Origin of the sequence: Lentzea terrae (assembly GCF_003265345.1) — a bacterium.
Classification (GTDB): domain Bacteria; phylum Actinomycetota; class Actinomycetes; order Mycobacteriales; family Pseudonocardiaceae; genus Lentzea; species Lentzea terrae.
The window spans coordinates 247,003-267,791 of record NZ_QFWW01000007.1; the positions used below are offsets into that span (position 1 = coordinate 247,003).

Here is a 20,789-nt window from a genome sequence, read left to right on the forward strand (position 1 = left end):
CCGCGCGGGTTGCGGGCTTCCGGAGGAGGATGCGTCGTGAGACTTTCTCGACGCCAGTTGTTCACGGCTGCCGGTGTCACGGCGCTCATGTACGGATCAGCCAGTGCGAACGGAGCGGCGGCGGTGGCCGCTCCTGCGCGCACGTGGAGTGGCGAGATCCGGATTGGCGACTGGGAGCAGTACTACCTCGGCCTCGACGGCGGAGCGCACCAGAAGGCGCTCAGTGCATTGGATATCGCATATCGCGATGGTGTCCGTGCCGACGAGCAGGACCTGATGGTGCAGGTCGAGTCCGTGCGACGGGCCGCGCTCGAGTTCGGTGACCACGCGGCCGCCGATATATTGCGCGACCGGTTCGGCCTCGACTCACCGTCCATGCTCGGACGCGGGCTGAAGCTGGTGCTCGGGGAGGACGGCCTCGAACGCCGCTACCTCGACGACCCCGCGCTGCAGCTGCGGTATATCGGATATCGGCGGCGATACGCGCGGTATGCGATGCCCATGCCGGACGCGGTACGCCGCGCGCTCGCCTGACCGATATCCGATAGCCGATGTGCTGATAGCCGATATATCGGATATCAGCCGAGCTGCGGAGCGACGTCCGCGGCGACCTCGGTGATGTGGTCGAGGTCGGACAGGTCCAGCATCTGCAGGTACACCCGCTGGATGCCGGTCGCCTCGCGCCAGGCACCGATGCGCTCGACGACCTCGGCCGGGGTGCCGCACAGGCCGTTCTGCTTGAGCTCGGACACCTCGCGGCCGATCACCGCGGCCCGGCGGGCGACGTCGGCGTCGGTGCGGCCGACGCAGGCGACCAGGGCCACCGAGCGGATGATCTCGCGCGGGTCGCGGTCGATCTCGGCGCACGCGGCGTCGACGCGGGCGAACTGCTCGACGGCGTCGTCGATGCCGGCGAACGGCAGGTTGAACTCGGTGGCGTAGGAAGCGGCCAGCGCCGGTGTCCGGCGCACGCCCGTGCCGCCGATCAGCACCGGGACCCGCTCCTGGGCCGGCTTCGGCAGCGCCGGGGAGTCGGTCAGCGAGTAGTGCTTGCCCTCGAAGGAGAACGTGCCGCCGAGCGGCGTCTCCCAGAGGCCGGTGATGATGGCGAGCTGCTCCTCGTAGCGCTCGAACCGGGCACCGAGCGACGGGAACGGGATTCCGTAGGCAGCGTGCTCGGCCTCGTACCAGCCAGCGCCGATGCCGAACTCCACCCGGCCGCCGGACATCTGGTCGACCTGGGCGACGCTGATGGCGAGCGGGCCGGGGTAGCGGAACGTCGCGGCGGTCATCAGCGTGCCCAGCCGGATCGTCGACGTGTCGCGGGCCAGACCGGCGAAGGTGATCCACGGGTCCGTCGGGCCGGGCAGCCCGTCGACCGAGCCCATCTTGAGGTAGTGGTCGGAGCGGAAGAAGGCGCCGTAGCCGGCGTCCTCCGCCGTCCTGGCCACCCTGAGCAGGTCGTCGTAGCTCGCCCCCTGCTGGGGCTCGGTGAAGATGCGCAGTTCCACGAAGAAGAACTTAGTCCTGCGAACGATGTCCCGCGTGCAAGTAGGACCGAACCAGGCCTACATGGGCAATAACGTCCAGGACATGACGATCACACCGTTCCGCATCGAGATCCCGCAGACCGACCTCGACGACCTGCACGCCCGGCTCGACCAGGCGCGCTGGCCGCGGCAACTCCCCGGCGACGGGTGGAGCCGCGGTGTCCCGGTCGACTACCTGACGAACCTCGCCCACCACTGGCGGCACGGCTACGACTGGCGCGAGCACGAACGCCGGCTCAACGTCTTCCCGCAGTACACAACGGAAATCGACGGGTTGATCGTGCATTTCCTGCACGTCCGGAACCAGAACCCGCAGGCACCGGCGCTGATCCTCACGCACGGCTGGCCGAACTCGATCGTCGAGTTCACCAGGACCATCGACCTGCTCGCCGAGCACTTCCACGTCGTGGTGCCGTCGGTACCCGGATTCGGTTTCTCCGAAGCGCCGAAGGAAACCGGGTTCAGCACCAAGAAGGTCGGGCAGATGTGGGCAGGGCTCATGCAGAAGCTGGGGTACGAACGCTATGGCGCACAAGGCGGAGACCTCGGCGCCTACATCGCGCAGGAGGTGGCGAAGGCCGATCCGGAACGCGTCATCGGCGTGCACATCGACGGCGGCCTCGGCTTCCCCGACGAGAGCGAAACGGAGCTGACCGAGGACGAGCGGAGCATCTTCGCGCAGATCGAGCAGTGGTCGAAGTACGCCGTCGACCACCACACGCTGCTGCGGGTCGCGCCCCAGACGTTCTCCTACGGCTGGCACGACTCACCGGTCGGGCTGCTCGGCTGGCTGATGCAGAAGTTCCAGGAGTTCACGCCGACCGCCGCGCTGCCGGAGCTGGCCATCGACCGCGACCAGCTGCTGACCAACGCGAGCATCTACTGGTTCACCGGCACCGCCGCGAGCTCGTCCTGGTTCATGTACGACAACACGCGGTTCCACTGGCCCACCGGGCAGAACAAGGCACCGACCGGCGTGTACCACGGGGCGCCGGGGATCCGCCGGCTCGCCGAGCGGACGAACGACATCGTCCGCTGGGGCGAGGGCAATCCGGGCGGTCACTTCGTCGCGATGGAGGAACCAGAAGCACACGCCGCCGACATCATCGAGTTCTTCGGCAAGCTATAGGAAACGCGGTGCCGAGGTGGCCGCACCGTCCGAAGTGAACACTCCGCGGGCCACCAGGTGCGGGTGTGCCAAGGCTTCTTCCAGGGTGAGCACCGGCGTCACGCAGGCGTCGGTGCCCTCGAACACCTCTGCCCACTCGTCGCGGGGCCGGCTCAGGAACGTGTCGGCGAACGTCTTGCGCAACAACGGCCAGCTCGTGCGGTCCATCTGCTCGGGCAGATCGGACAGCCCCAAACCGGCCAGCAGCAACGCGTAGAACTGCGGCTCCAACGCCCCCACCGCGACGGAACGGCCGTCCGCGCACTCGTAGATCGAGTAGAACGGGCAACCGCCGTCCAGGAGGTTCGAGTCCGGCGCGTCCTCCCACACCGACTGCGCCTTCATCGACCAGATCATCTGCGCCAGCGACGCCACCCCGTCGACGATCGCCGCGTCGACGACCTGACCGCGGCCGGTGCGCTGACGTTCCCACAACGCCGCCAGCACACCCAGCACCAGGTACAACGACCCACCGCCGAAGTCCCCCACCAGGTTCAGCGGCGGCTTGCCGATCGCGTGCAGCACGCCGGTCAGCGACAGGTAGTTGATGTCGTGCCCGGCCCGATCGGCCAACGGACCGGTCTGCCCCCACCCGGTCATCCGCGCGTAGACCAGGCCCGGATTGACCGCCAAGCAGTCGGAAGGGCCAAGACCGAGCCGTTCCAGCACGCCCGGACGAAAGCCCTCGATCACCACGTCGGCCGACGAGATCAGCGACAGCACAGCAGCACGGCCATCCGCGGACTTCAGATCCGCGGACACCGAACGCCTGCCGCGCAACAAGAAGTCACGGGAGGCGTCCGGCACCACGGACAGACCACCGGACGGACGCTCGACGCGCACGACCTCCGCGCCGAGGTCCGCGAGCAGCATCGCACCGTGCGGACCTGGTCCGATGCCGCCGAACTCGACGACCTGCAAGCCCGCCAGAGGACCCATCAGGCTTCGAACGAGAGCCGGGGCGCGAAGATCGCGCCGGTGGACTCGGCCAGGCCCCGCATCGCCTTGGCGTGGTTGCCGAAGTCCGGGTGCGCCAGGGCGGCGCGCAGAGCGTCCGCGCTCTCCCACAAGGCGATGTTCACGTACGAGGCGGGGTCGTCCAGCTGGCGCGACAGCGTGTACTTGATCAGGCCCGGCTGGTCGCGCAGGAACGCCGCCGTCTCGTCGAAGGCCTTCTCGAACTCCTCGGGGTCACCGGTGAGCGTGAAGCGGTTGACGAAGGTGATCATGACAGGCACTCCCCAAGAACGGTGTCAGGTAACGAAAACCATGCACACCGCGTCTTGAGACGTGCTCAAGGAACGCCCGCCACGCTGCCAGCATGCGCATCATCGATCTGTCTTCCCACATTGACGCATCCGCGTACGAAGCGGACCCGGTGACGCACGAGGTGCTCACGGCCGCCCAGGGTGCCGAACACATGGCCGAGCAGCTGAAGGCCAGGCTGGGCATCGAGTTCGACGTGTCCGTGCTGCGGGACTCGGAGTTCCTGACGCTGGACCGGATCAGCCTCACCTCCCACACCGGCACCCACGTCGACGCCCCGAGCCACTACGGCTCGAAGACCACGTACGGCAACGGAATCCCGCGCCACATCGACGAGATGCCGCTGGAGTGGTTCCACAACCCCGGCGTGAAGCTGGACGTGAAAGGCCACGGCACCGGCGTCATCGGTCCCGAGGTCCTCGAAAAGGAGTTCGCCCGCATCGGGTACACGCCGAAGCCGATGGACATCGTCATCCTAGACACCGGCGCCGCCGAGCACGCCGGCACCCAGACCTACTTCACGGACTACACCGGACTCGACGGCCCGGCCACGAACCTGTTGCTGGACCTGGGAGTCAAGGTGATCGCCACCGACGCGTTCAGCCTCGACGCGCCGTTCCCCGACATCGTGAAGCGCTACCTCGCATCCAAGGACCAGAGCGTGCTGTGGCCCGCCCACTTCGCCGGCCGCGACCGCGAGTACTGCCAGATCGAACGCCTCAGCAACCTGGAAGCCTTGCCGGACTTCGGCTTCACCGTCGTCGCGTTCCCGGTCAAGATCAAGGGCGCCGGCGCGGGCTGGACCAGGGCCGTCGCTCTCCTCGACGACTAGCTCTCAAGTGAGAGCTGAATCACCATCCTTACCGTAAAGGTATGGACAGCAACGAAATATGGCCACCAGAGAACGAAGACCACATCGTCCGCGGCATCGACTAGAGACCCGCCAAAGGACCGCCCTCCAGGAGAGGGCGGTCCTTTTATACGTCACACCAAGCGAGCACGAGCCGCCTCAACGGAATCCGAGGCGTCCAGCAACGGCAGCACCGCAGAAGCACCAGACCGCACGGCCTTCGTGCGACGCGCGAACGACGTCAGCGTCTGTCCGGGGCCCGCCTCCACCAGCAGCACGTCGTACATCGCCACCAGCTCGCTCAACGCCGGTCCGAAGTAGACGGCGTCGGTCAGCTGCCGAGCCCAGAACCGCGGAGACAACGCGTCTTCCTCGGTCATCAGCTTCCCCGTGTAACCGGAGTACACCGGCATCGAAGGCGCAGAAGGCGAAGCACTCCACAAAGCCAGCGCCTCGTCGACCGCGGGCTGCATCGCCGGTGAGTGGAACGGCGTCGAAGCCGGCACGGTCACCACGATGAACTCGTCCGCCTCCAACCGGGCACGCACCGCAGCCAGCGGTTCATCGGACCCTGCCAGCATCGTCTGCCGAGCCGAGTTCACCGCCGCGATCGCCACATCGCCGACCAGGTAAGGCAAGAGGTCAGCCTCAGAAGCCGCGACGGCCAGCATGCCACCGGACGGAATCGACACGGCGGACAACACCCGGTCTCGCACCATCGACACGGCGTCCTCCAACGAGAAAACGCCGGCCAGCACCGAAGCGACGACCTCACCGGCGGAGTGCCCGATCAGCGCAACGGGCTGAACACCCCACGACAAGACCATGCGCCCCAACGCGTAGTCGACCGCGAACAGCAACGGCTGCGCGCGGGACACGTGATCGACGTCGGCGCCAGCCAACCAGTCCTCACAAGCAACCGAACCGACCTCGCCGAACAGCTCGAACACCTCGTCGATCACCGAGGTGAACACAACATCCTGGCCGTACAGGGACGCCGCCATCCGCGGGTACTGCGACCCCTGCCCGGGAAACATCAGTGCCACATCCACAAGAAGCCTCCAGAACTGCGACAGGGGCCGCGAGGAAGACCTCACGACCCCTGTGCGAGCGACAACATCACCTGTACTCGCGAACCACCATGGCGGAGTTGAACCCGCCCTTGCCGCGCCCGAGCACCAGAGCGGCCTTCACCTTGCCGTGCCGCGCCTCGTTCATCACGAGGTCGATCTCGTACTCCGGCACGGGGTTCTCGACGTTGACGGTGGGCGGAATCGCCGACCAGTAGATCGAGAGGATCGCCGACGCGACGTCCAGCGACCCACCACCGGCGAACAGCCGGCCGGTCATGGTCTTCGGCGCCGTCACCGGCACGCCGAACGGCCCGAAGATCCCCTTGATCGCTTCGGCCTCTGCCTTGTCGAGCTCGGGGATGCCCGCCGCGTCGGCGAAGACGACGTCGATCTCGGAGGCGTCCATGCCGGCGTCGCGCAACGCCAGCTCGGCCGCCCGCATCAGCCCCGGCTCCCGCGACGGCATCCGCGAGTCGAACGTCGAGGCGTACCCGACGATCTCGCCGTAGATGCGGGTGCCGGGACGCCCGGCCGCCGACTCCGGCGTCTCGACCACCATGATCGCGCCGCCCTCACCGGCGACGTACCCGGAGGCGTCGCGGTCGAACGGCAGGTAGGCGCGCTTCGGGTTGTTGCTGCGGGACAGGCAACCCGACGCCTGGTGCGCCACCCAGGCCCACGGGCACAGCGAGGAGTCCATGCCGCCGGTCAACGCCAGCTGGACACCCTTGCGCAGCTGCCTGCGCGCGTGTCCGATGGAGTCGATGCCACCGGCCTGCTCGGACACCACCACCGCGCCGGGACCACGCGTGCCGTGCCGGATGGAGATCTGGCCCGTGTTGACCGCGTAGAACCACGCGAACGACTGGTACGCCGAAACGTACTCCGGGCCCTGGTGCCACAGCTTCTGCAGCTCCCGCTGACCGAACTCGTACCCGCCCGCCGTCGCCGCGGTGATCACCGCGATGTCGGTGTCCGGGATGTCGTTGGGCTGCACTCCCGCGCCGCGCAACGCCCAGTCCGTGCCCACCAGCGTCAACCGCGTCATGTGGTCCGTCTGCGGCAGCAGCCGGCCCTGCAGGTGCCGGCCTGCCTCGAAGCCCGGCACCTCACCGGCGATCTTCGCCCAGTAGTTGGCACTGTCGAACCGGGTGATCGGCTTGATCGCCGCCTCCCCGTGCAGGGTCGCCCGCCAGTACGCGGTCGGCCCCAGCCCGTTCGGCGACGCGATGCCGATTCCCGTCACCACCGCCCGAGTCACCGGCCTGCCCCTTCCACCTTCTTGAGCACCATGGCGCTCTGGAATCCACCGAAACCACTGCCCACGGTCAGCACCGTGTTCACCTTCTTCTCGCGCGCGACCAGCGGCGTGTAGTCGAGGTCGCACTCGGGGTCCGGCTCGTGCAGGTTGGCCGTCGGCGGGATGAGGTCCTCCTCGAACGCCAGCAGCGAGCCGACGATCTCCAGCGACCCGATCGCGCCGAGCGAGTGCCCGATCATGGACTTGAAGCCCGACACCGGCGTCTTGTACGCGTGCGCCCCAAGGGAACGCTTGAACGCCGCCGTCTCGTGCAGGTCGTTCTGCTTGGTGCCCGACCCGTGTGCGTTGATGTAACCGACGTCCGTGGCGTCCGCACGCGCCTGCTTCAACGCGATGTTGATGGCGTCGGACATCTCGATGCCCTCGGGGTGCAGGCCCGTCATGTGGTAGGCGTTGCACCGCGAGGCGAAGCCGGCGACCTCACCGTAGATGTGGGCACCGCGAGCGCGGGCGTGCTCCAGCTCCTCGAGCACGATGATCGCGGAACCCTCGCCCAGCACCAGTCCGTCCCGCGTCTTGTCGAACGGGCGGCACGCGGTGGTCGGGTCGTCGTTGCGGGTGCTGGACGCGCGGATGACGTCGAAGCACACCACGGTGATCGGGGAGAGCGGGGCTTCCGTGCCGCCCGTGACGACGACGTCCGCGGAACCCTCCATGATCAGCTCGGCGGCGTAACCCACCGAGTCCAAGCCGGAAGTACAGCCGGTGGAGACCACCGAGACCGGACCTTCCGCGCCCACGGTCCACGCCAGCTCCGTCGCCATCGAGGACGGCGTGAAGTAGTCGTAGAGGTGCGGGACGGCGTAGGACTGGTCGACCTCCCAGTACTTGCCCCGGTCGGAGCCGACGATGAACTCGCGCTCCAGCGAGGTCGTGCAGCCGACCGCGGTGCCGAGCGAGACACCGATGCGGCCGGGGTCGAGCTGGTCGAACTCGATGCCCGAGTCGGCCATCGCCTCGCGGCCGGCCACCACCGCGAACTGCGCGGCGCGGTCGAGCCGGCGGATCTCCTGCGGCGTAAGGCCTTCGCGCACGGGGTCGAAGTCTGCTTCACCCGCCATGCGGGAGCGGTACGGAGACGCGTCGAAGTGCGTGATGATGCGAGTCGCCGTACGCCCTTCGGACAGCAGTTTCCAATACGCCTTCGTTCCGATGCCACCAGGTGCGACCACGCCCACCCCGGTGATGACGGCGCGACGACTCATCGGACACCTCCAATCGCCTTCTGTGCGGACACGGTCTGCTCCAATCTCGGACAGGGCACGGGAGCGATACCTGTTTCTGCCGAATGAACCGATGGTGAAACGGCCCGATCGAGGCCACCTCGAACGGCGGCGTAGGACCCCTGTACGAGTCCTGCTCCCGCATCCGCCGCGAACAGCTGTTTCGCCGCGGACCCGCCGTCGTCGTGACATCCGAACCCAAGGGGCACACCGGTTTCCGCGACCGACAAGACGATCTCCCCGATCTGGTCCGGCCACAACGCACCCGCGGTGTCGTGCAACAACACGGTTTCCGCTCCTGCTTCGGCGGCGGTCAGCACGACCTCAAGAGCGTGCTCGGGGTCGATCAGCCAGCCGTCGAAGAAGTCCCGCGCCTCGACGATCACTCGTCGTTCGGCGCGCACGAGTTGACGCACGGCCTCTCGGATGACCGAGAAACCGTGCCCTTGGACAACTATTGCCACCGCGGGAGTTTCCGCGGCGAGCAGTGCGGCGAGGTCCTCCGCACCACCTGATGCGATGAGGGTGGCGGCCCGCAACCGGAGCTCGATCGCCGCCCGGTGGTAGAACGACCGGGCGGGACGGCCTCCGTCGACGAACGCGACTCCGAGCGCGTCGAGGCGCCGCGCCGCGACCAGTCTGTCCGAAATGGACAGGCTGGTGCGACGCAGCGAGATGTCGTAGAGCTTCATCTAGAACCCCGACAGCAGTACGCGGGAAGCCTCGATCTCGTAAGCGCAGTGGCCCACTTCAGAAGGGCAGCCCTTGCGCTGATGCTCGACCGCGGCCTTCTCCAGGTACATGGACACCACGTAGAGCCCGTTGCGGCTTGCGGCGCGCGCAGCGGCTGTCAGCAAGTCCGCGCCGGCCAACCCCATCGCGTCACCTCACCCGTTCTCCGCGAATTCCTTCGCGTGCCGGAGCGTCGTGAGGCTGTTGGTCCCCAGCGCGTGACGGATGAGCTCGCGAGCGCGCTCGATCGTCCCGTCGGCCCCCAGCACCTCGGGGATGACCTCCGGCCGGATGACGACCGTGTGGTGCGAGGTCGCCTCGATGCCGGCTTCGATGCCGTCGCCGATGTCCTTGAACGTCCACCGGCCGACGTGCGCCGCCATGATCGCCGGCGTGGCCGTCTGCTTGTAGACGATGCTGTCGTACGGGAAGCAGACCCGCACCGAGTGCGTGGTGTGGATCGACCCGTCCGGGCTGCGCGTGTCCATCTCCATGGACTGCACGCCGGTGACGGCTTCCTTGAGGTCCAGCCGCGCCACGTGCGGGAGGCGCTCCGGCCACAGGTCCGACCGGTACAGGAACTCGAAGACGTCCTTGCGGCTCGCGTGGATCGTGACGCTGTCGGAGAACGACAGCACGAGCTTGTCGTAGTCGTCGCCGTACTCGGCGGCCCGCTTCAGGGCCGCGAGCTCGGCGTCGCTGTTGTTGTTGACGGCGTTCAGGATGAGGTCGACCGCTTCCGGCTGGGCCGCGGTGAAGTGGTGCAGCAGATCGACCCGAGTCGCCGAGTCGGCGATCGGGACGATCCGCCACTCCCCGCCCATCGTCTTCACCGGTGCCGCCGACCGCTCCTGCTCGAACTTGATGTGCAGGTTCGCCGGGTCGAGCTCGCGACGAGACGTCCACGTGCGCACGTCACCGTTGGCGAACGCGTGCAACCGCAACCGCTCGGTCGAGCCCTCCCGTTCGAACACCTCGGCGTGCACCGTGGGTCCGAAGGTGTACGGCCAGGTCGTCACGTCCGCGACCAGGTCGTAGACCACCTTGGCGGGAGCACCGATCATGACCGTGTGCGTGGTGGTGTGCGTCATGTTCGTCTCCGTTCCCGATTCGCCGTCAGGCCGCGATCTGTCCGTTGACCTTGTCCAGCAGCTGACGCGGCGTCTCGATGTACGCCAGCTCGTCGTCGGCAACGGCGACCCCGTGCTTGCGCTTGATCAGCGCGACCGTCTCCAGCAGGGCGAGCGAGTCGAAGCCCAGCTCGAGGAACGGGATGTCGGAAATGTCCTGGCCCGGCTTGAACGTGTCGTCCTCGCCCGCGGCCTCGTTGAGGATCTCCTTGAGGCCCTCGATGGTCAGTGCGCTCACGGCTGCTTTCCTTTCCTCCAGCGGGCGGTTTCCGCGCGCCCACGACTGAGGTTTCCACCGCACACCTGTAAGCCACTGGAGGAGTCCTCGAAGAAACCGTTGCCACACAAAGAAAAGCGGCCCTCGCCACAGTGTGGCGAGGGCCGCTGGAGCCCAACTCAGGCCAGGAGTCTTTGCAACTGCCGGGTTTCCGCGCTGTCGAGCCGCGGGTCGGACGTGAGGATCGCGTGCTGCAACGTCTGCAGGCGCGACGACGGCTCGACGCCGAGCTCCTCGATCAGCGTGTTGCGCAACGCCTTGAACGCGTCGAGCGCCTGCCACTGCCGTCCCGCGCGGAACAGCGAGATCATGTACTGCGCGCACAGGTTCTCGTTCATCGGGTTCTGCACCGTCAACACGGACAGCTCGCTGAGCAACCCCTTGTGCTTGCCCATCCGCAGCTCCGCGTCGATGCGGGCCTCGAGCACGCCGAGCCGCTGCTCCTCCAGGCGCACGACCTCGATGCCGAGCGGCATGCCGGGCCGCACGTCCACGACCGCCGGGCCACGCCACATCTCCAGCGCCTGCCGCAGCAACCGTGAGGCCGACGCGTAGTCCTCGACGTCGTAGGCCTGCTGGCCGGCGCGTGAAAGCCGTTCGAACTCGTGCACGTCCACGGACTCCGGCGGCACGTCGAGCAGGTAGCCGCCGTACCGGGTGACCAGCACTTCCTTCGCGCCGCTCTCCCCGGACGCCGACAGCGCGTCCCCGATCAGCTTGCGCAGCTGCAGGATGTAGGTCTGCAACGTGGTGCGGGCACTGCGCGGCGGGCGGTCTCCCCACAGCTCCTCGATCAACGTCGGCACCGACACGACGGATCCGGAGTGCAGCGCCAGCAGCGCGAGAATCTGCCTCGGCTTGGCCGCTGTGGGCGTCACCGAGCGACCGTTCACCTTGGCCTCGACGGGCCCCAGGACCTTGATCTGCATCGCGACCCCTCCTTCGGTTCCAAGCACGGGATTAGTCTGCTCGGCCCAACGGACCCGCGTTAGTGCACAGGCCATCGATGTCAGATGAGTTCTGCCCGTGCCGGGTATGAAAACTTCATACCGGGGCGCATTAGGCGGTAACTACCGGCCCATTACCGCAGATCCGCATCATTACCCACATCAAATGACACGCAAACATCGGAGCTGCACATGTACCCCACCGTCACCGTGGAGCACCTGGCTTCCGTCACCACCGCCCCTGACGACTCCGACGACATGAAGATCTACCAGTTCGACCGTGAGGCCTCGATGGACTGGACTTGGATCATCGCCGACACCTTTACCTCGCCCGGTACCCGCTTCAAGCCGCAAGACGAGGTCCTCGCGGCATGAGACCCGAACTGGCTGAACCGGGCGAGCAACGCATCGGGTTCAAACGACACCTCCGGCCGCAGATCGTGCAGGGTGAAGCCGTCTACCTCATCGGGGAGTCCGGGGTCACGGCCATCGCGGGCACCCACGTCGAGACGCTGGCGCCGCTGCTCGACGGCACCCGCGATCTCGCCGCACTGCTGCGCGACGTCCCCGCCGATCTCACCGCCGACAAGGTGGAGCGCATGCTCACACGGCTCGCTGCGGCGGGCCTGATCGGCAGGCGGGGCATGGAGGCCGGTTCAGCCACGGCCGAGGCCTCACTCGCCTACTGGGACGCGGTGGGTCTCGACTCCGCGGACGCGGTGGCGGCGACAACGACGTCGCTCGTCTCCGTCGTCGCGATCGGCGACACCGATCGGGACGCACTCGCGGAAGCCTTGCACCGCAACGGACTGACGGTCGCCCCGGGGAGTGGTGACCTCACCGTCGTCGCCTGTGCCGACTACCTGGCTCCCGACCTCCGCGACATCGACGCCGCCCATCGCGCGGCCGGCACCCCGTGGTTGCTGGTCAAGCCCGTCGGCGCGCAGGTGTGCGTGGGTCCCTTCTTCACCCCTGGCGAGGGCCCGTGCTGGCGTTGCCTCGCCTCCCGCCTGTCGGCGAACCGGAAGGCGGAGGCTCATGTGCGAGCGCGGTGCGGACAACGCGGTCCCGCGCCGCGCCCGGCCATCGGTCTGCCGTCACTGCAGGCGACGGCGCTGGACATCGCATCGGTCGAGGCGACCAAATGGCTCGCGGGAATCCGCCACGAGACACAGCGGTCGATCTGGAACTACGACAGCCTGAGCATGAAGGTCACGCAGCACGAGGTCCGGCGCCGCCCTCAGTGCGCCGGTTGCGGTGACCCCGAGGTTGTCGCGCGCAGGGCGTTCGAGCCGGTCGAACTCACTCCTCGCGTGAAGCGCTCCTGCGAGGGCGGCGGCCACCGGTCGTCGTCCCCGCAGGAGGTGCTCGAGACCTACCGCCACCTCGTCGGCCCGGTCACGGGGATCGTCAGGGAGATCCGCCGCAACGACCGCGGGCCCGCGTTCTTCAACTCCTTCGTGTCCGGGTCGAACCTCGCGGCCGCGGGCGAGGGCATCGAAGGGCTCCGCTCGTCGCTGCGGGCCGACACCGGGGGCAAGGGCGTGACGCCGCTCGACGCCGAGGTCGGCGCGCTGTGCGAGGCCGTGGAACGGCGCAGCGGCGCCTACTTCGGCGAGGAGGCACGGGTGCGCGGCAGCTACCGCTCCCTGGGCAACCTGGCGATCCACCCCGACACCGTGCAGCACTACCACCCGCGCCAGTTCGAGGACCGGGAGGCGTGGAACGCGAGCCACTCGTCGTTCCAGCACGTCACCACCCCGTTCGACGAGAACGAGGTGATGGACTGGACACCGCTGTGGTCGCTCACCGAACGGCGGCACAAGCTCCTGCCCACCGGCATGCTCTACTTCGGCGCCCCCTGTCCGCCGAGTGTCACGTCGAACTCCAACGGCTGCGCCGCGGGCAGCAGCCTGGAGGACGCGGTGCTGCAAGGGCTTCTCGAGCTGGTCGAACGGGACGCGGTCGCGATCTGGTGGTACAACCGCACGCCTGTGCCCGGCATGGACCTGGACTCGTTCCACGACCCGTGGATCCACGAGCTGCGTGAGGCGCACGCGAGTCTCGGCCGCGAGGTGTGGCTGCTCGACGTCACCGCCGATCTGGGCGTGCCGACGATGGTCGCCGTGTCCCGCCGCACGGACAACGGTCCGCGCGAGGACATCATGTTCGGCTGCGGTGCGCACCTGGACCCGCGCATCGCCGCGCGGCGCGCGCTCACCGAGCTGAACCAGAGCATGCCGGCCCTGTCCGAACCGGTGGACCTCTCGCGGTTCGACATCGACATGCGGCACTGGATCGAGACCGTGCGGCTGGCCGGGCAGCCCTGGCTGGCCCCCGATCCGGCCGTGCCGGCGCGCGACGTGTTCCACCACGGCTACACGCACCGCGCGGACCTGGTGGACGACATCCGCGCCATCCGGGAGGTGCTCGAAGCCAAGGGGATGGAGGTGCTGGTGCTCGACCAGACGAGACCGGACGTCGGGCTGCCGGTCGTGCGGGTGGTCGTGCCGGGACTGCGGCACTTCTGGTCAAGATTCGCTCAAGGGCGGCTCTACGACGTGCCGGTACAACTGGGGCGACTGGACCGACCTCGCCGCTACGACGAGCTGAACCCCGTCCCACTGTTCATGTAACTGCCAGAGCGGAGGCGCCGTGGTGCCCACCCAGTCGCACATCCCGGCCGGCCGCCCGCTGTGGTCGTTGCTGGAGGACGCGATCGTCGACGAGGGAACCGAGCACCTCACCGTGCACGGCAGATGGGGCGCGATCGAGATCGCCGACACCAGCCCGCTCGTCCGCGAGGCGCTGCACCGGATGAGCCTCGGTCCCGTGGCGCTGGAGAACATCTCCGTTCTGCACGAGAACTTCGTCCGGTGGAAGACCGGATCGGGGCCGTGTCTCGTCTGGCGCAAGCTGAAGAACACGCTCGATCTGCTCGGTGGTTGTGTCGTGCCGTCCCTCGGGCTGGACGACGGCGCCGGGCCGATCCTCTCGGTGGTGGCGGTGACCCGTGACGCCGTGTTCACGTTGCCGCACATCGAGGACGACCAGGTCGTGACGATGCGGCCGCGCACCGAGATCGAACGGCTGAACGGCGACCAGGCACTGGCCTGCCCCGGCCTCGCGTACCAGGTGATCCTGCACAGCGCGCCGGCGACGGAGATCGCCAAGTCGTTGCTGGACGCCGAAACGTCGATCACCGCGGTGGCGGAGGCGTTGCAGTTGGAGAAGACGCTGGTCGCGGACGTCGTCGCCTATCTAGCCGGGGCCGGCCTCGTCGTCGTGGCGGGGTGCTGAGCGACCGTCATGTTGCTCCGATCGGGGACCCCGAACCGCGAAACTTCCCAGGACACGCCCGTATCATGGCCGCGTCCCGACCATCGCGTGGGAGCTGCTGTGACGCTGCGACAGGAACGTTCATCCGTGTCCCGTCGGTTGGCGTACGTCGTGATCAGCGTGGTGTTCGCCAACTACCTCGGCAACGCCTTCCTCTACGTCCTGCAGGCCGGCGCCACGCCCGCGCGGATCGTGGGCTCACTGGCCTGTCTGCTCTCGATCGGGTACCTGCAGCTGGGGGTGTTCTCCCGGCCGAGCGCCAACCTGCGGTCCCCCACGGCACACCTGGCGCTGGGTGCGATGGCGCTGCTGGTGTTCGTGCCGGTTCCGTTCTTCGGCTACGCGTGGGGAGGCATGGCCGGTTTCCTCGCGGGCAGCGCCCTGCTGGTGCTGCCCGGCCGCGTGCGGTGGTTCGTGTTCGGCGGGTTGGCGCTCACCAACGCCACGATCAATGCCGTGATCAGGGCCGGGGACCGAATTACGGTCGGCGTGCTGGCCTATGTCGCCGTGTCGTCGGTGGTGGCGGGCCTGGTCGTCTACGGCCTGTCCCGGCTGCCGTCGCTGGTGAAGGAACTGGAGACCGCCAGGTCGGAGCTCGCCGGCCTCGCCGTGTCGCATGAGCGGCTACGGTTCGCCCGTGACCTGCACGACCTGCTCGGCTTCAGCCTGTCCGCGATCACGCTGAAGGTCGAGCTGGCCCGCAAGATGATCGGTGCGCACACCGACCGCGCCCTGCGGGAACTGGCGGAGATCCTCGGTATCGCCCGCGAGGCGCTGACGGACGTTCGTGCGGTGGCGTCGAGCTATCGCGAGCTGTCGCTGACCGACGAGATCGAGTCGGCGCGGTCCGTGCTGACCGCGGCGGGTGTTGCGACGACGATCGATGCGGACGACACCGAGCTCTCGCCCCGATCCCGGACCGTGCTCGCGACGATTCTGCGCGAAGGCGTGACGAATCTGCTGCGGCACAGCCAGGCCACCCGGTGCTCGATCACCATCAGCGGCACGGACCACGATGTGTCGATCGACATCGTCAACGACGGCGCGCCCGCCGGGGGGAGCACCGGCCGGGGCAGCGGTCTCACCAACCTCGCCACCAGAACCACCGCCATAGGTGGCTCGCTGCTCGCGCAGACGTCCTCCGACGGCACCTATCGGCTGCATGCCGAAGTACCGGTCAATCCGGCACACGCGGAGCCGTCCGGCACCCCGCGTCCGGCCGGCCCGCCGATCGCGACGCGGTTTGCCCAGGTGCTGCTCACGGCGGTGGTGATCGGTTACGGCGTGATGGCGACGGTGGTGGTGTGGTTCCACACCCCCGCGGTCAGCGCGGCCGCGCTCGCGACCGTCGCGGCGAGCAGCGTGATGATGGTCGTGCTCGTGCTGGGCATCGTGCGCCGCCCGCATGTTTCGCCCGCCCTCGCCTACGCGGCACTGGCCGGGCTGGTGGTCTGCGTGTACGTGCCCCAGTTCGCTTTCAGCTACCCCTACCTCGGCGGTGTGCCTGGATTCCTCGCGGGCTCGGCGGCGCTGCTTCTGCCTCGCCGGCTCAACTGGGTGGCGTTCGTCGCGGTCGTCGCCGGGCAGGGCGTCATCGCCAACGCTCTCGGGGAAGACAACGTCAGTGTCGTGTGGTTCATCATGTCTGCGACAAACCACGGCCTCGTGTTGTACGCGTTGATCCGGCTGCGGTGGATGGTGAACGAGCTGCACGAGGCGCGCGAGGAACTGGCGACGGCCGCGGTCACCCAGGAACGGCTGCGGTTCGCGCGCGACCTGCACGACCTGCTCGGCTACAGCCTTTCCGCCATCACGCTGAAGAGCGAACTCACGCACCGGCTGGCCACCATCGACCCCGAGCGGGCGCGGCAGGAGCTCACCGAGGTGCTGGAGATCTCCCGGCAGGCGCTGGCGGACGTGCGGTCGGTGGCGCTGAGCTACCGCGAGCTGTCGTTCGACGAGGAGACCCAGTCCGCGCAGGCGTTGCTGTCCGCGGCCGACATCGACGTGACGGTTCGCATCGACGCGTGCGACCAGCTGCCGAAAGACGTGAAGGTGACGCTCGCGACCGTGCTGCGCGAGGGCGTCACGAACCTCTTACGGCACAGCAAGGCCGAGCACTGCGAGATCGTGCTGTCCAGCTCGCGGTATCTGGTCACGATGGACATCATCAACGACGGCATCCCCGTCACCGAGCAGAAGTCGCGTGACGGCAGCGGAATCGGCAACCTCACCACCCGCGTCCGCGCGCTCGGTGGTGACCTGCAGGCCGGCCTGACGCCTGAGCACACGTTCCGGTTGCACGCGGAAATCCCGTTGAGCAACTGATCGCTCAACGGGATCTCGCTCAGACCATCTCGAGCACCGCGCAGCCCCAGCTGTAGCCGGCGCCCACGCCGAACATCACGATCCGCTGGCCCGACTCGGCCTTGCCGGTCTCGACGAGGTGGTCGAGGCTCGCGAACTGGTCGCCGGCGCCGAGGTGACCGACCGTGCGGCTCCACTCCCACGTGGTGCGCTCCGGGTCGATGTCGTACGGGCGCAGGTAGTTCACGTCCAGGCGGCGCCTGCCGAAGTGCGGCAGGATCACCCAGTCGGCGTCACCGATCTTCATGTCGGCGTCCGAGAGCGCTTCCTCCACGCACCGCGCCTGGCCCGCGTTGGCCTTGTTGATGCCGTACGAGAGCCCGAACTCGCGGCTGAACGTGTGCTTGGCCTCCTCGAAGTCCACCGGGATGCGGTGCGAGAACGGCGCGAGACCGAACGGCACGTCGCCGCGGTGGAGCGGTTCCAAGTCCGAATCCGCATTGATTGCCAACGAAAGCAGCCGCGCGTACCCGCCGCGCTGGGTCAGCACGACCGCCGACGCGCCGTCGCCGTAGGGCGTTCCCGGGTCCGTGCGCCACCGGTCGATCCCCGGCAGGCAGAAGCGGTCCGAGGTGGTCAGCAGAGCGTCCTTGCCCGGCCTGGAGGCCAAATAGGCCACCGCGAGGTCCAAAGCGGCCATACCGCCGTTCGACATCTGCCGGATCTCCAGTGCCAGACAGTTGTTCCGGACGGTCTCCCGCTGGATGTACGAGCCGACCGGCCACAGGTCCTGACCCTGGTGGTAGGTGGTGGCGTGCAGGATCAGGTCGACGTCGTCCGGCCCGGATCTCCCGCGTTCCAACGCGATCCGTGCCGCGGCGACCGCCATCTCGGCCGCCGACTCGTGCGGCGACACGGCGACCGACTCCACGTCCGTTCGTGCGACGAGCTTCGGCTCGCACTCCCCCGAGGCGATCGCGTCCGCGACCGTCAGCGTCTCTGGCAGGCGCACACCGGTGCCACTGACGAAAACATCCTTCACTCGCACTGCGGTCAGACCTCCTTCAGCGCGCGGGCGATGCGCACCACGCGTTCCGCCTGCACCTGGGCCGCCTGCAACGCGATGTCGCCGACCGGCAGGTTGTCCGCGCCCAGGACGTGAGAGGTGCCGTAGGGGTTGAGATCTCCTCCCGGCGGCACGATGATCCCGCCGAAGTGGCAGACCATGTTGTAGATCGACACGAGCGTGGTCTCCATGCCGCCGTGCAGGCTGCCCCCGCTCGTGAAAGCGCTGTACACCTTGTCGGCCAGCAGGCCGCTGAACCACGCCGGCCCCAGCGTGTCGATGAACTGCTTGAGCTGCGCGGACACGTTCCCGAACCGGGTCGGCGTGCCGAAGACGACGGCGTCGGCCCACAGCACGTCGTCGACGGACGCGATCGGCACGTCCTCGGTGTCCTTCAGGTGCGCTGCCCAGGCAGGACGCGACTGCACCACGGCCTCGGGCGCCAGTTCCGCCGCCCGCACCAGCCGCACCTCAGCGCCGCGTTTCTCGGCCGTCTCGCCGATCTCGGTCGCCAGCCGGTGAATCGTTCCCGTCGAGGAGTAGTACACGACCGTCACGTTGACGCTGCGTTCCATGGCGCATCCCTTCGCAAAGCAGCTCACTTCACCCTTGTGGTGTCGCCTCGATGTGGCGTGGAGCGCGACATGAACGTTGGGAGATAAGGTGGCGCGCGGAGGGGCGCGATGATCAGGGTTCTGCTCGCGGAGGACATGCACATGGTGCGCGGTGCTCTCATCGCGCTGCTCAACCTCGAACCGGACATCGAGGTCGTGGCCGAGGTGAGCTCGGGCGACAAGATCGTGCCGACCGCGCGTCAGCACAAACCCGATGTCTGCGTGATCGACATCGACCTGCCGATCCTCGACGGGCTCACCGCCGCGTCGACGATCCGCGAGACGATGCCGCAGGTCAGGACGTTGATGCTGACGTCGCTCGGCCGTCCGGGGACGTTGCGCAGGGCGTTGGCCGCGCGCGTGGACGGGTTCCTGCTGAAGGACGCGCCGCCGACGGAGCTGGCCGACGCGATCCGCCGGGTGAACGCCGGCGAGCGCGTGGTGGACAGCCAGCTCGCACTGGCGGCGTGGGACCGCGGCGAGTGCCCGCTGACCGACCGCGAGCTGGAGGTGCTGCGGCTGGCCGCGAACGGCGCCGACGCTCCTGACATCGCTGTCGCGCTGTCCCTTTCGGTCGGTACGGTCCGCAACTACATGACGACGATCATGACCAAGCTCAACGGGCGCAACCGGGTGGACGCCATCCGCATCGCCGAGGAAGCCGGCTGGCTCTAGCCCAGGGGTGTCTGGCACTGCGGATGGCATGTCTCACGCCGCCTGCTGCTGGCTGGTGCGCAGATCGAAGCCCGGCCGGGCGACGATCTCCGGGGTCAGCGAGCTGCCCGCTTCGAGGATCCTGCGTCCCATCAGGAAGTCGATCGGGCGGTTGTAGGCCTCGATGCCGATCAGCCGGTCGCCCCGGAAGCAGAACACCGAGAACCTGCCCTCGGCCGGGTCGCCGACGGTGACCGTGCGGTCGTGGCCGTCGGTGAGACCTGCGATCTGCAGCTTCACGTCGTACTGGTCGCTCCAGAACCACGGCAGGGCGGTGTAGGGCTCCGCGCTGCCCAGGATGGCGCTCGCGACCGTCGTGCCCTGGTCCGTGGCGTTCTGCACCGACTCCAGCCGCGTCAGGCCGCCGGTGAGCGGGCTGGCGAACCGCGCGCAGTCGCCGACCGCGTGGATGCGCGGGTCGACCGTGCGCAGGTGGGCGTCGACGATGATGCCGTTGTCGACCGCGAGGCCCGCTCGTTGCGCGACCTCCGAGTTCGGGATGACGCCGATGCCCGCGACCACGAGGTCCGCGACGAGCACCGTGCCGTCCGTCAGTTCGACGAAGCCCTCCTTCACCGCGGCGATGCTCTTCCCGGCGAGGATCTCCACGCCTTCCGAGCGGTGGCGGGCGGCGAGGTGTTTCGCCGTTTCTGCTGAGAGAGCGCGTTGCATCACCTGCGGCTGGGTCTCGACGACGGTCACCTCGTGACGCAGTTTCCGGACCACGGCGGCGAATTCGAGTCCGATGAACCCGCCGCCGATGACAACGACGTCGAGCCCGACCTGCCCGTCGAGCTTCTGCTTGATGGCGTCCGCATCGGCGATTGTGCGCAAGTTCAGCACGTGCTCGGCGCCGGGGACGGGCAACGGCCGCGGCCGCGCTCCCGTCGCGAACACCAGATGGTCGTAGCTGACCGTCCTCGCGCACCCGAGCACGGCCACCCGTGCCTGCCGGTCGACTCCGATGACTCGTTCGTCGCGGACCAGCTTGATGCCGTGGTCGTCGTAGTACGAGTCCTGCCGCAGGACCAGCCCGGCGAGGTCGGTCTCCCCCGCCAGGTAGGCCTTGGTGAGCGGCGGCCGCTGGTACGGGGCGGCCCGCTCGTCACCGACGATGGTGATGGGGCCGCGGTGTCCCTGTTCACGCAGGGACACCGCGACCTGGCAGCCCGCCTGCCCGGCCCCGACGACGACTACCGACTCGCCGCGCAT

22 protein-coding genes are annotated in these 20,789 nt (G+C 68.2%); 8 read left to right on the forward strand and 14 right to left on the reverse strand.

Translation table 11 applies throughout. The annotated features are described in order from the left end of the window. Positions 1–36: 36 nt before the first annotated feature. Positions 37–534 carry a hypothetical protein gene (locus DI276_RS13130; RefSeq protein ID WP_157984681.1) on the forward strand — a complete coding sequence of 166 codons (498 nt, stop codon included), beginning with the start codon at positions 37–39 and terminating at the stop codon, positions 532–534. Between the two features lie 44 nt (positions 535–578). Here DI276_RS13130 and DI276_RS13135 read toward each other — a convergent pair whose 3' ends face one another. After that, the gene (locus DI276_RS13135) at positions 579–1,511 is read right to left on the reverse strand and encodes an LLM class F420-dependent oxidoreductase (RefSeq protein WP_112263572.1); all 933 of its coding nucleotides are present in this window, start codon (positions 1,509–1,511) and stop codon (positions 579–581) included. 82 nt (positions 1,512–1,593) lie between these two features. Between DI276_RS13135 and DI276_RS13140 the strand changes: the two genes are divergently transcribed. Beyond that, complete coding sequence (locus DI276_RS13140) at positions 1,594–2,679, forward strand: epoxide hydrolase family protein (protein WP_112263573.1); 1,086 nt, start codon at positions 1,594–1,596, stop codon at positions 2,677–2,679. Here the strand turns inward: DI276_RS13140 and DI276_RS13145 are convergent. Together DI276_RS13145 and DI276_RS13150 are read right to left on the reverse strand one after the other, a co-directional pair. Then, a complete protein-coding gene (locus DI276_RS13145; RefSeq protein WP_112263817.1) occupies positions 2,674–3,660 on the reverse strand; it encodes a CaiB/BaiF CoA transferase family protein in 987 nt (328 codons plus the stop codon). The genes DI276_RS13140 and DI276_RS13145 overlap by 6 nt on opposite strands. Then, entirely contained in the window at positions 3,657–3,947 is a 291-nt protein-coding gene (locus tag DI276_RS13150; protein ID WP_112263574.1) for an antibiotic biosynthesis monooxygenase family protein, read from the reverse strand. Before DI276_RS13150 ends, DI276_RS13145 begins: the two co-directional genes overlap by 4 nt. 92 nt (positions 3,948–4,039) lie before the next feature. Between DI276_RS13150 and DI276_RS13155 the strand changes: the two genes are divergently transcribed. Beyond that, positions 4,040–4,816: a cyclase family protein gene (locus tag DI276_RS13155; protein ID WP_112263575.1), complete on the forward strand. Its 777-nt coding sequence runs from the start codon at positions 4,040–4,042 to the stop codon at positions 4,814–4,816. A 152-nt stretch (positions 4,817–4,968) separates the two neighbouring features. On the opposite strand, the gene DI276_RS13160 is transcribed toward DI276_RS13155, so the two are convergent. From DI276_RS13160 to DI276_RS13195, 8 genes are all read right to left on the reverse strand, one after another. Beyond that, positions 4,969–5,871, reverse strand: a complete 903-nt coding sequence (locus DI276_RS13160) for an acyltransferase domain-containing protein (protein ID WP_157984682.1) — start codon at positions 5,869–5,871, stop codon at positions 4,969–4,971. 82 nt (positions 5,872–5,953) lie between these two features. Further along, entirely contained in the window at positions 5,954–7,168 is a 1,215-nt protein-coding gene (locus tag DI276_RS13165) for a ketosynthase chain-length factor (protein ID WP_112263577.1), read from the reverse strand. Continuing rightward, a complete protein-coding gene (locus tag DI276_RS13170; protein ID WP_112263578.1) occupies positions 7,165–8,433 on the reverse strand; it encodes a beta-ketoacyl-[acyl-carrier-protein] synthase family protein in 1,269 nt (422 codons plus the stop codon). The genes DI276_RS13165 and DI276_RS13170 overlap by 4 nt, the downstream gene beginning before the upstream one ends. After that, complete coding sequence (locus DI276_RS13175) at positions 8,430–9,143, reverse strand: beta/alpha barrel domain-containing protein (protein ID WP_112263579.1); 714 nt, start codon at positions 9,141–9,143, stop codon at positions 8,430–8,432. The genes DI276_RS13170 and DI276_RS13175 overlap by 4 nt, the downstream gene beginning before the upstream one ends. After that, on the reverse strand, positions 9,144–9,329 hold the full coding sequence (locus tag DI276_RS13180) for a hypothetical protein (RefSeq protein ID WP_112263580.1): 186 nt from the start codon (positions 9,327–9,329) through the stop codon (positions 9,144–9,146). A gap of 9 nt (positions 9,330–9,338) precedes the next feature. After that, the gene (locus DI276_RS13185; protein ID WP_112263581.1) at positions 9,339–10,274 is read right to left on the reverse strand and encodes an aromatase/cyclase; all 936 of its coding nucleotides are present in this window, start codon (positions 10,272–10,274) and stop codon (positions 9,339–9,341) included. A 25-nt stretch (positions 10,275–10,299) separates the two neighbouring features. Next, positions 10,300–10,551, reverse strand: a complete 252-nt coding sequence (locus DI276_RS13190; RefSeq protein ID WP_112263582.1) for an acyl carrier protein — start codon at positions 10,549–10,551, stop codon at positions 10,300–10,302. 158 nt (positions 10,552–10,709) lie between these two features. Then, a complete protein-coding gene (locus DI276_RS13195) occupies positions 10,710–11,519 on the reverse strand; it encodes an AfsR/SARP family transcriptional regulator (protein ID WP_112263583.1) in 810 nt (269 codons plus the stop codon). Between the two features lie 210 nt (positions 11,520–11,729). On the opposite strand from DI276_RS13195, the gene DI276_RS13200 reads away from it, so the two are divergent. The 4 genes from DI276_RS13200 to DI276_RS13215 all read left to right on the forward strand — a co-directional run bounded on the left by DI276_RS13200 (position 11,730) and on the right by DI276_RS13215 (position 17,204). Further along, complete coding sequence (locus DI276_RS13200) at positions 11,730–11,912, forward strand: hypothetical protein (protein WP_112263584.1); 183 nt, start codon at positions 11,730–11,732, stop codon at positions 11,910–11,912. After that, positions 11,909–14,173, forward strand: coding sequence for a TOMM precursor leader peptide-binding protein (locus tag DI276_RS13205; protein ID WP_112263585.1), 2,265 nt, complete (start codon positions 11,909–11,911; stop codon positions 14,171–14,173). The genes DI276_RS13200 and DI276_RS13205 overlap by 4 nt, the downstream gene beginning before the upstream one ends. A gap of 19 nt (positions 14,174–14,192) precedes the next feature. Continuing rightward, positions 14,193–14,837 carry a hypothetical protein gene (locus DI276_RS13210; protein ID WP_112263586.1) on the forward strand — a complete coding sequence of 215 codons (645 nt, stop codon included), beginning with the start codon at positions 14,193–14,195 and terminating at the stop codon, positions 14,835–14,837. Between the two features lie 126 nt (positions 14,838–14,963). Next, a complete protein-coding gene (locus tag DI276_RS13215) occupies positions 14,964–17,204 on the forward strand; it encodes a sensor histidine kinase (RefSeq protein WP_198680613.1) in 2,241 nt (746 codons plus the stop codon). A gap of 19 nt (positions 17,205–17,223) precedes the next feature. On the opposite strand, the gene DI276_RS13220 is transcribed toward DI276_RS13215, so the two are convergent. Beyond that, positions 17,224–18,231 (reverse strand): ketoacyl-ACP synthase III family protein, encoded by a 1,008-nt coding sequence (locus DI276_RS13220; protein WP_112263588.1) that lies wholly within the window; start codon positions 18,229–18,231, stop codon positions 17,224–17,226. A 5-nt stretch (positions 18,232–18,236) separates the two neighbouring features. Next, positions 18,237–18,824, reverse strand: coding sequence for a flavodoxin family protein (locus tag DI276_RS13225; RefSeq protein ID WP_112263589.1), 588 nt, complete (start codon positions 18,822–18,824; stop codon positions 18,237–18,239). A 108-nt stretch (positions 18,825–18,932) separates the two neighbouring features. Between DI276_RS13225 and DI276_RS13230 the strand changes: the two genes are divergently transcribed. Continuing rightward, the gene (locus DI276_RS13230; protein ID WP_112263590.1) at positions 18,933–19,538 is read left to right on the forward strand and encodes a response regulator transcription factor; all 606 of its coding nucleotides are present in this window, start codon (positions 18,933–18,935) and stop codon (positions 19,536–19,538) included. A gap of 33 nt (positions 19,539–19,571) precedes the next feature. On the opposite strand, the gene DI276_RS13235 is transcribed toward DI276_RS13230, so the two are convergent. After that, positions 19,572–20,789 carry an NAD(P)/FAD-dependent oxidoreductase gene (locus DI276_RS13235; RefSeq protein WP_112263591.1) on the reverse strand — a complete coding sequence of 406 codons (1,218 nt, stop codon included), beginning with the start codon at positions 20,787–20,789 and terminating at the stop codon, positions 19,572–19,574.